The 10739-nt window shown below is 70.2% G+C and carries 14 protein-coding genes; 10 read left to right on the plus strand and 4 right to left on the minus strand.

All coding sequences use genetic code 11. The features are described from left to right. The 7 genes from QQJ79_RS13500 to QQJ79_RS13530 form a co-directional block, all read left to right on the plus strand. The coding region (locus QQJ79_RS13500) for a ComF family protein (RefSeq protein ID WP_284223438.1) at window positions 1–696 on the plus strand (696 nt) is incomplete at its 5' end. Between the two features lie 68 nt (window positions 697–764). After that, window positions 765–1022, plus strand: a complete 258-nt coding sequence (gene grxC, locus QQJ79_RS13505; RefSeq protein WP_284223439.1) for a glutaredoxin 3 — start codon at window positions 765–767, stop codon at window positions 1020–1022. Further along, window positions 1022–1858: a carbon-nitrogen hydrolase family protein gene (locus QQJ79_RS13510; protein WP_431307603.1), complete on the plus strand. Its 837-nt coding sequence runs from the start codon at window positions 1022–1024 to the stop codon at window positions 1856–1858. Before grxC ends, QQJ79_RS13510 begins: the two co-directional genes overlap by 1 nt. Further along, entirely contained in the window at window positions 1855–2286 is a 432-nt protein-coding gene (locus QQJ79_RS13515) for a DUF1178 family protein (protein ID WP_284223440.1), read from the plus strand. The genes QQJ79_RS13510 and QQJ79_RS13515 overlap by 4 nt, the downstream gene beginning before the upstream one ends. A 3-nt stretch (window positions 2287–2289) precedes the next feature. Beyond that, window positions 2290–3111, plus strand: coding sequence for an AraC family transcriptional regulator (locus tag QQJ79_RS13520; RefSeq protein WP_284223441.1), 822 nt, complete (start codon window positions 2290–2292; stop codon window positions 3109–3111). 35 nt (window positions 3112–3146) lie between these two features. Then, complete coding sequence (locus QQJ79_RS13525) at window positions 3147–3599, plus strand: DUF6265 family protein (RefSeq protein WP_284223442.1); 453 nt, start codon at window positions 3147–3149, stop codon at window positions 3597–3599. After that, window positions 3554–4093, plus strand: a complete 540-nt coding sequence (locus QQJ79_RS13530; protein ID WP_284223443.1) for a GNAT family N-acetyltransferase — start codon at window positions 3554–3556, stop codon at window positions 4091–4093. The genes QQJ79_RS13525 and QQJ79_RS13530 overlap by 46 nt, the downstream gene beginning before the upstream one ends. Here QQJ79_RS13530 and QQJ79_RS13535 read toward each other — a convergent pair. The 4 genes from QQJ79_RS13535 to QQJ79_RS13550 all read right to left on the minus strand — a co-directional run bounded on the left by QQJ79_RS13535 (window position 4090) and on the right by QQJ79_RS13550 (window position 6037). Continuing rightward, on the minus strand, window positions 4090–4311 hold the full coding sequence (locus QQJ79_RS13535; protein WP_284223444.1) for a hypothetical protein: 222 nt from the start codon (window positions 4309–4311) through the stop codon (window positions 4090–4092). The genes QQJ79_RS13530 and QQJ79_RS13535 overlap by 4 nt on opposite strands. Window positions 4312–4417: 106 nt before the next feature. Beyond that, on the minus strand, window positions 4418–5170 hold the full coding sequence (gene ubiG, locus QQJ79_RS13540; protein ID WP_284223445.1) for a bifunctional 2-polyprenyl-6-hydroxyphenol methylase/3-demethylubiquinol 3-O-methyltransferase UbiG: 753 nt from the start codon (window positions 5168–5170) through the stop codon (window positions 4418–4420). A gap of 31 nt (window positions 5171–5201) precedes the next feature. Beyond that, window positions 5202–5573, minus strand: coding sequence for a type II toxin-antitoxin system VapC family toxin (locus QQJ79_RS13545; RefSeq protein ID WP_284223446.1), 372 nt, complete (start codon window positions 5571–5573; stop codon window positions 5202–5204). Then, the gene (locus tag QQJ79_RS13550; RefSeq protein WP_284223447.1) at window positions 5570–6037 is read right to left on the minus strand and encodes a hypothetical protein; all 468 of its coding nucleotides are present in this window, start codon (window positions 6035–6037) and stop codon (window positions 5570–5572) included. The genes QQJ79_RS13545 and QQJ79_RS13550 overlap by 4 nt, the downstream gene beginning before the upstream one ends. 117 nt (window positions 6038–6154) lie before the next feature. Here QQJ79_RS13550 and QQJ79_RS13555 point away from each other — a divergent pair, with 117 nt between their 5' ends. The 3 genes from QQJ79_RS13555 to QQJ79_RS13565 all read left to right on the plus strand — a co-directional run. Then, window positions 6155–7444 (plus strand): aspartate kinase, encoded by a 1290-nt coding sequence (locus tag QQJ79_RS13555; protein WP_284223448.1) that lies wholly within the window; start codon window positions 6155–6157, stop codon window positions 7442–7444. A 50-nt stretch (window positions 7445–7494) separates the two neighbouring features. Beyond that, the gene (gene ptsP / locus QQJ79_RS13560; RefSeq protein WP_284223449.1) at window positions 7495–9759 is read left to right on the plus strand and encodes a phosphoenolpyruvate--protein phosphotransferase; all 2265 of its coding nucleotides are present in this window, start codon (window positions 7495–7497) and stop codon (window positions 9757–9759) included. 194 nt (window positions 9760–9953) lie between these two features. Further along, a partial coding sequence (locus tag QQJ79_RS13565) for a helix-turn-helix domain-containing protein (protein ID WP_284223450.1) occupies window positions 9954–10739 on the plus strand: 786 nt, incomplete at its 3' end.

Here is a 10739-nt window from a genome sequence, read left to right on the forward strand (position 1 = left end):
CTGGCCCACGACAGCCCCGAGGCCGCCGCCTCGCCCGGCCTCACCGCCGGGGCGTGGAGCCGGGTGACCTTTCTGGAGGATCCCGTCTGCGACGGCTGCGGCGCGGGGTTCGAGATGGACGGCGGCCCCTTCGCCGCGCCGCGCTGCGCCGCCTGCCTGGCCCAGCCCTACGCCTTCGCCCGCGCCCGGGCGGCCTGCGTCTATGACGAGGCCTCGCGCGGCCTCATCCTGAAACTCAAGCACGGCGACCACCAGCCCTTCGCCCGCCTGTTCGCCCGCTGGATCGCCCGCTCGGCCGCGCCCCTGCTGGATGAGACCGACGCCGTCGTCCCCGTCCCCCTTCACCGGTTTCGCCTGTTGTCGCGTCGCTTCAACCAGGCCGCCGAGATCGCCCGGCCGCTGGCCCGCGACGCCGGCCTGGACTACCTGCCCGACGCCCTGGTCCGAACGACCCACACGACCACCCAGGGCGGCAAGTCCGCGCGCGGCCGGCGCCTGAACGTCAAGAAGGCCTTCACCGTCAGCGAGGCGGGGCGTCGCCAGATCAAGGGCCGCCGCATCCTTCTGGTCGACGATGTGTTGACCACAGGCGCCACCGCCGAGGCCTGCGCCCGCGCGCTGATCGAGGCCGGCGCCCGCGCCGTGGACCTGGCCGTCGTGGCCCGGGTGCGTACGGCGCGGCAATTGCCTACATAGGGCTTGCCTGCCGCTCGCCGTGCGGCGGTTCGCTGCTTGAGGCCGCGATTTCAGACTGGAGTACCGCATTGGCCGACGTCGTCATCTACACCAAGCCCGGTTGCGGCTATTGCCACGCCGCCCGCGACCTGCTGGACCGCAAGGGCGCGGACTATAAGGACATCGTCGCCTCCCATGACCCGGCGAAGAAGCAGGAGATGATCCAGCGTTCGGGCGGCCGCATGACCTTCCCGCAGATATTCATCGGCGGAAAACACATCGGCGGTTCCGACGACCTGCATGCGCTTGACCGCAAAGGCGAGCTGGACGCATTGCTCGAGGCCTGATGGCAAAGCTTCCGATCGCCCTGATCCAGACCCGCACGCCGGCCAGCCCGGCGGCGGCCTTCGCCCACGTCGAGCCCTTGATCCGCGAGGCGGCGGCGGGCGGGGCGAAGCTGATCCTGACGCCGGAAGCGACGAATTTCCTGATCAAGGACCCCGCCGGCCGCGCCGTCGCCCTGACCGCCCAGGATCGCGACGCGGTCATCGCCGGCCTGCGCGCCTTGGCCCGGGAGCTCGGCGTCTGGCTGCTGATCGGTTCGGCCATCGTCAAATCGGGGCATCAGGGCGACGACCGCGCCGCCAACCGCTCCCTGCTGATCGACGATGCGGGCGCGGTGGTCGCGACCTATGACAAGCTGCATGTCTATGACGTCGACCTGCCGACGGGCGAGCGCTGGCGCGAAAGCGCCGCCATCCGGCCCGGCGACCGCGCCGTCGTGGCCGACACCCCCTGGGGCCGGCTCGGCCTGACCATCTGCTACGACATCCGCTTCCCGCATCTGTATCGCGCCCTGGCGAAGGCCGGCGCCGGGATGATCTCGGTCCCGGCCGCCTTCACCGTCCCCACCGGCGAGGCGCATTGGGAGACCCTGTTGCGCGCCCGGGCCATCGAGACCGGCTGTTGGGTCCTCGCCCCCGCCCAGGCCGGCCTGCACGAGGACGGCCGCCGCACCTGGGGCCGATCCACGGTGGTCGGGCCGTGGGGCGAGGTGGTCGCCAAACTGGACCACGACGAACCGGGCGTCCTCTTCGCGACGCTGGATTTCGACGTCGTGACGCGCGCCCGCAACGCCGTGCCGCAACTGACCCACGACCGTGAATTCGCGGGGCCGGCATGATCCGCTACGCCCTCCAGTGCGACGACGGCCATGGCTTCGAGGCCTGGTTCGGCGACTCGGCCGCCTATGACGACCAGGCCGCGAGAGGGCTGGTCGAATGCCCCCATTGCGGCTCGCGCCAGGTGTCCAAACAGATCATGGCCCCCGCCGTGGCCGGGACCCGCAAGACGGCTTCGGCGCCCGATCTGGCGAAGATGCAGACCATGATGACGCAGATGGCCCGCGAGGTTCGCAGCCATGTCGAGGCGAATTTCGACTATGTCGGCGACGCCTTCGCCCGCGAGGCCCGCGACATTCACGAAGGCCGCTCCGAGAAGCGCGAAATCTACGGCGAGGCCACTCCCGCCGAGGTGAAGAAGCTCAAGGACGACGGCGTCCCCTGCGCCGCCTTGCCGCCGCTCCCGCCCGATCCGGCCAAGGCCCACTGACCGGTGGGGGAGGGGGAACGCTACCAGGAGTTCGAGCCGCCCGCGGCCCTTCGACCCTTCGTCCGGACGATCTGGACCTGGGCCGCCCCGGCGCCCGAGCCCATCGTCCAGCGCATCGCCCCCGACGGCTGCCCCGAACTGATCCTCGACATCGGCGCCCCCTATGAGGAGCAGGGCGATGATGGCGTCTTCCGCCTCCAGCCCAAGGCCCTGTTCGCCGGCCAGATGACCCGGCCCCTGGCCCTGCGTCCCGTCGGTGCTGTCGAGCTGGTCGCCGTCCGGTTCGAGCCCGACGGCGCCCGCGACTGGCTGGGTCATCCGGCGGCGGAGGCGACCGACCGCCGTCTCGACATGACCGCCCGCCTCGCGGGCGTCTCCGCGCCTGCGGGCGATCCCGGGGCCCAGGTCCAGGTCATGCTCCGCGTCCTCGAGGACCACCGCCGTCGCAACCTCTGGACCCTCGACCCGGCCGTCCGCGCCGAGATCGAGGCCGCCGCCGCGGATCGTCCGGGCGCGAACCGTTCCCCGGGCGAGCAGCGCGCCCTGCAGCGGCGTTTCCGCGACCGCGTCGGCGTGCCGCCCCGCATCCTGCGCTCCATCTTCCGGTTCCGTCGGGTGTTCGACCACGCCGCCGAGCCGGGTCCGGAGGCGCTCGGCTGGCTCGAGGCGGGGCTGGAGGCCGGTTATTTCGACCAGCCGCAGCTGGCCCGCGACTTCCGCCGCTTCCTCGGCTGCACCGCCACCGAATGGGCCCGCGACCAAGCTGGTCTGGCGCGGCGGCTGGCGTCGCAATCCTACAAGCCCGGGCCGCTGTCGCCGCACTAGGTTGGCTCCGACGCCGAACCCAAGGGGACTCTTCCATGTTGACCGCCGCCCTCGCCGCCGCCCTGCTCCAGACCGCGCCCGCCGCCCCGGACCTGTCATGGATCGCCGGCTACTGGCTCGACTGTTCCAACGGCCGCGAGGTCTCCGAGACCTGGAGCGACCCGCGCGCGGGCCTGATGGCCGGCCATGCCCTCACCGTGGCGCGCGGCCGCGTCTCGTTTGAACTCGCGCACATCGGGCCCACGCCGCAAGGGTACGCCTATGTCGCCCAGCCCGGCGGCGCCCCGCCCACGGCCTTCGTCGTGGCCGAGACCGGTCCTTCGCGGGTGGTCTTCGCCAATGCCGAAAACGACTTTCCCACCCGCGTGATCTATGAACGCGACGGCGACGCCCTCAAGGCCCGGATCGAGGGCGAGATCGGGGGCCAGGCGCGGAGCATGGAATGGAATTTCACGGCGGCCCCGCTGAACACGCGCTGTCCCGGCTGAGCTGGCGACCGATGACGGCGGCCGATCTGGACACCGTGGCCGCCATCGCCGCCGTCGGCTTCCCCGACCATTTCGAGGGCCGCGACTGTTTCGAAAACCGGCTGACCCTGAATCCGTCCGGCTGTTTCGTGCTCGCCGGCGAGGGCGGGTCTCCGCGGGGCTATCTGGTCGCCTATCCGTGGACGGCGAACGCCGCCCCGGCGCTCAACACCCTGATCGAGACGATCCCGGACGACGCGTCCGTGATGTATCTGCACGACCTCGCCCTCGCCCCGGCGGTGCGCGGCGGGGGCTGGTCCCGGCCGATCGTCGAGCGGCTGGCGCAGGAGGCCGGCGCCGCCGGCTGGCCGGCCCTGACCCTTGTGGCGGTCAACGACGCCGCGCCGTTCTGGGAACGGCACGGCTTCGAAGGGGTCGATCCGCCCGGCATGGCGGACAAGCTGGCCGGCTACGGCGCGGGCGCCCGCTACATGGTCCGGCGCCTGAAGGCCTAGCTGCGCGTCCAGCCCTTGGCGGCCATGCACTGGCGGAAGGCGTCGCTGCGCGGGCCCTCGCCGGTCGAGGCGCGGCATTCGGCGCGAGCGCCGTCGAACGGCTGGGCGTTCTCGCCGTGCCAGCCGAAATCGTCTTCGTGGTCGGCGTCGATCACGGTGATGCAGCCCGAGGTCATAAGGGCGGCGGACAGGGCGGAGAGGATAAGCAGGCGTTTCAAGGGGGCTCCTGATGGGGAAGCTGAAGGGAAGACCCTTCATCCCACCGTCAAGCTTCACTGTCCCGTTACTTCGAGGTCAGGTCGATGAACCCCCGATGAACCGCCTTCAGCCCCGTGTCGCCACCATCATATAGTTGATCCCCGCGTCGTCGCTCTCGCTCCAGCGATCCGTGAACGGATCATAGACCAGGCCATAGGGCCCGCTGACCGCCACCGGCTCCTGCGACAGCATCAGCCGGATCTCGTCCGGCTTCAGGAACTGGCTCCAGTCATGGGTCCCGGCCGGCACCCAGCGCAGCACGTATTCGGCCGCGACCTTGCCCAGGGCCAGGGCCTTCAGCGTCCGGTTCAGGGTGGCGACGATCATCATCCCGCCCGGCTTCACCAGCCGCGAACAGGCGCGGATGAAGGCCTCCGGATCGGCGACATGCTCGATCACCTCCAGCGTCAGCACCACATCGAACGGCCCGGCTCCTTCGGCCTCCAGCTGCTCCACCGTCGCCGCGCGATAGGCGATGTCGAGCCCCTGCTGCTCCGCGTGCGCCCGCGCCGTGCCGATGTTCTCGGCGGAGGCGTCCACGGCGGTGACCGCGAACCCCAGCCGCCGCATGGGCTCGGCGATCAGTCCCCCGCCGCAGCCGATGTCGAGGAGGGTCAGGCCGTCGAAGGCGGCCCGCGTCTTCACATCCCGGCCAAACCGCTCCGCCGCCCGGTCGCGCACAAAGGCCAGCCGCGCCGGGTTGAACCGGTGCAGCGGCGCGAACGGCCCGTGGGCGTCCCACCACTCCGCCGCCTGGGCCGAAAACCTGGCCACGTCGGCGGGATCGATCGAGGGGCCGGCGGCGGTCTGATCCTGCATGGCGGGTCTCCGAACTCTGGTCGTGGTCGTGTCAGCGGATGAGCCGGACGTCAACGCCGACATCCAGCGCCGCCCACGCCCGGTCGCCCGTCAGGACCGGCAGTCTCTCGCGCAACGCCAGCGCCAGACAGGCCCGATCCGCCAGCGACAGGCCCAGATGCGCTGTCATAGGCCACAATCGCCCGGTCGCATGGGCCAGGTCTGCATCGTGATCCACCACGGTCCAGCCCAGATAGTCGGCGCGCATGGGATTGGCGCCTGCGCGGATGAGCCGCGTGACGACTTCACTCAGATTGACCGCGCTGATCAGCCCGTCCTTCAGGTGTGGAACAACCCGGTCACCGCCAGCCTCGTCCAGCAGATGCGCCAGCGCCGCCGAGGCGTCGATGACAAGCCTGGTCAATCGAATTCGCGCATGGCTTCCAGCCGCCGCTCCGCGATCAGCGCGTCCGACCCATAGTCCATGCTGGCGATCCGGGCCGCTTCAGAGGCTTGGCTGACGTCCATCAGGACAATGCTGCCGTGGAAATTGCGGGCGATGAAGACAGCGCCGGCCGGCACGCCCCACTCCTCCGGCAACTGAACCCGGCCGAGCGAATCGACCTGCAGCCGAACCGGTCGCAGTTCGGGGCGAGCCTGATAGCCGGGCGCCGCCGGTTCCCGAACGCCCGGTGAAGGGACATTCACCGGCGTGGACCGGGAGGGACTCGACGCGTTCCGCCGCGCCCGCGCTTCATCCGCCACCAGCACCTGCCGCACCTGCTGGTACGACCGGTCGACCATGCGCGCGATGTCGGCCCGCGAGTGGCCGGCGGCGGCCAGTTCGCGGATACGGTCGGAGATCGATTGTTGCGGACGGGAGTTCATCAGTTACTCACTTACTCCACCATGAGGCGCCGGACAAGCCGCGCGGCGTTGTGAAGCTGCCCCCGCACGGCTAGAAGCCGGATCGACCATCCATTCTGCCGGAGCCTCCTTCCCGACATGACGCGGCCACCTACGACGCGACTGGTGATGAAGTTCGGCGGCACCTCCATGGGCGACCTCGAACGCATCCGCCGCGCCGCCCGTATCGTCGCGGCCGAGGCCGCCGCGGGCAAACAGGTCGCCGTCGTCGTCTCCGCCATGGCCGGCAAGACCAATGAACTGGTCGCCTGGACCGACGGCGCGGGGCGGCCCAGTCCGAAACTGGCGGAGCAGGGGATCGAACCGTCCGACGACGAATACGACATCGTCGTCGCCTCGGGCGAGCAGGTCACCGCCGGGCTTCTGGCCCTGACCCTGCGCAACATGGGCCTGAACGCCCGCAGCTGGATGGGCTGGCAGATCCCCATCCTCACCGACGACGCCCATGGTCGCGCCCGTATCGAGGACGTGCCGGGGGAGGTGCTGGGCGCCGCCATGGACAAGGGCGAGATCGCCGTCGTCCCCGGCTTCCAGGGCGTCAGCCGCTCGGGCCGGATCACCACCCTGGGCCGCGGCGGCTCGGACACCTCGGCGGTGGCCGTGGCGGCCGCGCTGGAGTGCCCGTGCGACATCTACACCGACGTGGACGGCGTCTACACGACCGACCCCCGCATCGAATCGAAGGCCCGCAGGCTGGAGAAGATCTCCTACGAAGAGATGCTGGAGATGGCCTCGCTGGGGGCCAAGGTGCTGCAGACCCGCTCGGTCGAACTGGCCATGGCCAAGCGGGTGCCGGTGCGGGTGTTGTCCAGCTTCATCGAACCCGACGAAAACGGCGTCCTGCCCGCCAAGTCCGGCACATTGATCTGCGACGAGGAGGAAATCGTGGAAAAACGCATCGTATCCGGCGTGACCATGAGCCGTGACGAGGCCCGTATCACCCTGTTGGGCCTGTCCGACAGGGTCGAGGCGCCGGCCGACGTCTTCACCCGGCTGGCCGAGGCCAACGTCAATGTCGACATGATCGTGCAGTCGCAGGCGCGCAGCGAGGGCGCGGTCAACCTGACCTTCACGACCGGCCGTCGCGACGCCGCCCGGGCCGCCGAACTCATGCGCGCCGCCCAGCCCCAGCTTGGCTTTGAGGAGCTGCGCGTCGACGAGGATGTGGCCAAGGTCTCGGTCGTCGGCGTGGGCATGCGCAGCCATGCGGGCGTGGCCCAGACCATGTTCCGGGCCCTCGCTGACAAGGGCGTGAAATTTCAGGCCATCTCGACATCCGAGATCAAGATCAGCGTATTGATCGACGCCGCCTATGCGGAACTGGCCGTTCGTGCGCTTCATGCGGCCTATGGACTGGAAGAAGTCTAGGAATTGAACCGGACGGCGCCCATCTGCGGCGTCGTTCATTGGGAGGGGGCATGCCGGTTGGCGGATTGACGACGGGGCCGCGGAACCTCCTTCGCCAGATTCGCGAAGCCATGGCCGGGGCGGCGCCGGCCCAGGAGCGGCTCGACACGGTCGTGCGCATCATCGCCCAGTCGATGGTGGCCGAGGTCTGTTCGATCTATCTGCGCCGCGCCTCGGGCGAGCTTGAACTGTTCGCCACCCAGGGCCTGAAGCCCGAAGCCGTCCACACCACCCGCCTTCGCCCCGGCGAGGGCCTCGTCGGCGAGGTGGCGCGCTCCGCCGCCCCCATCAGCCTGTCGGACGCGCCCTCCCACCCCAGCTTCGCCTATCGCCCGGAGACGGGTGAAGATCCGTACCATGCCTTCCTCGGCGCCCCCCTGCTGCGCGGCGGCCGGGCCATCGGCGTGCTGGTGGTCCAGAACCGGTCCGAGCGGCGCTATGACGACGAGGAAGTCGAGGACATCCAGACCATCGCCATGGTCCTGGCCGAGACCGTGGCCTCGGGCGAACTGCTGGCCCAGGACGAGCTGCGCGACATCGAGGTCGCCCCGCACCGGCCCGAACGCCTCAAGGGCCAGCGTTTCGCCGAAGGTCTCGCCTACGGCCATGTCATCCTGCACGAGGCGCCGGTCGCGCCGGAGAATCTTCTGGCCGAGAACCAGCAGGTCGAGGAGATCCGCCTCCGCGAGGCGCTGATCGGGCTCAAGGCCAATATCGACTCCATCCTCGACGGCGGCCAGGGCAAGCTGGCGGGCCTGCCGTTCGAGGTGCTGGAAACCTACCGGATGTTCGCCGACGACCGGGGCTGGAACCGGTCGCTGGAGGAGGCCGTCCGCACCGGCCTGACCGCCGAGGCCGCCGTCGACCGCGTCCGCAACGAGCACCGCGCCCGCTTCGCCCAGGCCCGCGACCCCTACATCAAGGAACGGCTGCACGATTTCGAGGACCTCGCGAACAGACTGTTGCGGGTTCTCGCAGGCGACAGGCCGGGCGAGCGCGAACTGCCCGACGACGCCATCCTCGTCGCCCGCAACCTCGGCCCGGCCGACCTGCTGGAGTATCCCCGCCACAAGCTGCGGGGCTTGTTGCTGGAAGAGGGCTCGGCCGCCAGCCACGCCGCCATCGTCGCCCGCGCCCTGCAGATTCCGTGCGTCGGCCGCATCATGGGCGTGCGCGACCGGCTGTCGGAAGGCGATCTGGTCATCGTCGATGGCGAGACCGGCGAGACCTATCTGCGCCCGCGCCCCGACATGCTGGCGGCCGTCCAGTCGCGCATGCTGGTCCGCAGCGCGCGCCAGGCCGAGTTCGCCAAACTGCGCGACGTCCCCGCGGTCACCCTCGACGGAACCCGCATCACTGTCCTGACCAACGCCGGCCTGGCCGTCGACCTCGAGAATCTCGACGCCACCGGCGCCGAGGGCATCGGCCTGTTCCGCACCGAATTCCAGTTCATGGTCTCCGAGGAACTGCCCCGGCTGAACAGCCAGACGGCCCTGTACACACTGGTCCTCGACACGGCGGGCGACCGGCCCGTGACCTTCCGCACCCTCGATATCGGCGGCGACAAGGTGCTGCCCTATCTGGAGACCGAGCGGGAGGAGAACCCGGCGCTGGGCCGCCGGGCCATCCGCCTCGGCCTCGACCGCCCCGGCCTGCTGCGGCTGCAGCTGCGCGCCCTGCTGACCGCCGCCGCCGGCCGCGAGCTGCGCGTCATGTTCCCGATGATCGCCACGGTCGACGAGTTCCGGGCGGCGCGGGAGCTGGTCGATGTCGAATGCGCCTGGGCCAAACGCCGGGGGCGGGCGCTGCCGGCCCTGCTGCGGGTCGGGGCGATGATCGAATGCCCCTCGCTGCTCTGGCACCTCGACGCCCTGTTGCCGCTGACCGACTTCGTCTCGGTCGGGACCAATGACCTGTTCCAGTATATGTTCGCCGCCGACCGCACGAACCCGCTGGTGTCCGACCGCTACGACCCGCTGTCGCCCCCGGCCCTGCGCGCCCTGGCCGAAATCCAGAAGAAATGCGCCGACACCGGAACGCCCGTCTCCGTATGCGGAGAACTGGCCGGCCGCCCGCTGGAGGCCTTCGCCCTGCTGACCCTGGGCTTCACCCGCCTGTCAGCCCCGGCCGGCGGGGTCGGCCCGGTCAAGCGCATGATCCTGTCGGCCGATCTCACCGCCGCCCGGCGCGGCATGGCCAACCTGCTGGGCTCCTCCGCCGGCTCGATCCGGGGCGAGCTCGAATCACTGGCCCGAAAGTTGAACGTCACGATCTGAACCGTCCCGGTCCGACACGTCGGGATGGCTAACAAATCGTTGATCGGGCGGCTCTAATGAGTTATCCACAAGCTGGAACCTGGTGGTCTGCGGGGGCAGGCCGGAACTGTCATCCCGATATGATACAGGCCGCCAGTTCGAGTATGGCGATGCGTGAGGAACCCTCGCGCTCGCCGAGTGTGGGGTCAGGCGTAATGGCGCTGGATACGGGGGGGATCCCGGAAGAGCTCAAGGCTCATCCAGACTGGAAGGATGTGGTTCCTTCCGTCACGGAAGCTCCGACTCTGGGCGACGGTCTGCGGGTCGCCCGCGAACACTCCGGCCGCTCGCTCGCCGAACTGTCCAGCATCACCCGCGTCCCCTCGCGCTATCTGACCGCGCTTGAGCAGAACGACTTCTCCACCCTGCCCAACCGCGTCTTTTCGATCGGCTATGTCCGGGCCTACGCCGGCTCGCTGGGCCTCGACGAACAGCTCGCGGTCGAGCGGTTCAAGCGGGAAAGCCCCGATCCCTCGGTGCCGCTGCAGGCCCCCGTCGGCGTCGCCTTCGAGGAAGTCCGCCGCTATTCGCCCCGCCTGATCGCCGCCGGCCTGGCCCTGGTCATCGCCGTCGTCGGCTGGAATGTCTTCCAGCGTGTCAGCCTGATGCGCGCCCCGCAGCCGTCCGACCTCACCGCCGTTCCCGAAAGCTGGACCCTGGGCGCCGTGCCCGGCCAGCCCGCCGCCCTGAGCCTGACCGCGCCGCGTCCCGCGCCGCCTGACCAGACCATTCCGGCCCTCTACATCACACCGGGCCTTGAGGCCGAACTGACCGGCGTCGACCCGGCCTCGCCCGAAGCCATCGCCGCCGCCGCGGCCGACGCGCCGCCGGTGCAGCGGGCCTTCAACCCTCGCGGCGCCATCTACGGCGCCTCGGCCAACGCCTCCCAGGTGGTGATCCAGGCCCGCAAGGCCGCCAGCCTGGTGGTTCGCATGGCCGAC

It is taken from the genome of Brevundimonas denitrificans (genome assembly GCF_030160755.1).
Taxonomy (GTDB): Bacteria; Pseudomonadota; Alphaproteobacteria; order Caulobacterales; family Caulobacteraceae; genus Brevundimonas; species Brevundimonas denitrificans.

Coding starts and splice junctions, on each gene's coding strand:
- QQJ79_RS13555 (WP_284223448.1), top strand. CDS start 6,155: ATGACGCGGCCACCTACGACGCGACTGGTGATGAAGTTCGGCGGCACC.
- ptsP (WP_284223449.1), top strand. CDS start 7,495: ATGCCGGTTGGCGGATTGACGACGGGGCCGCGGAACCTCCTTCGCCAG.
- ubiG (WP_284223445.1), bottom strand. CDS start 5,170: ATGCAGGATCAGACCGCCGCCGGCCCCTCGATCGATCCCGCCGACGTG.
- QQJ79_RS13525 (WP_284223442.1), top strand. CDS start 3,147: ATGTTGACCGCCGCCCTCGCCGCCGCCCTGCTCCAGACCGCGCCCGCC.
- QQJ79_RS13550 (WP_284223447.1), bottom strand. CDS start 6,037: ATGAACTCCCGTCCGCAACAATCGATCTCCGACCGTATCCGCGAACTG.
- QQJ79_RS13515 (WP_284223440.1), top strand. CDS start 1,855: ATGATCCGCTACGCCCTCCAGTGCGACGACGGCCATGGCTTCGAGGCC.
- QQJ79_RS13510 (WP_431307603.1), top strand. CDS start 1,022: ATGGCAAAGCTTCCGATCGCCCTGATCCAGACCCGCACGCCGGCCAGC.
- QQJ79_RS13530 (WP_284223443.1), top strand. CDS start 3,554: ATGGAATTTCACGGCGGCCCCGCTGAACACGCGCTGTCCCGGCTGAGC.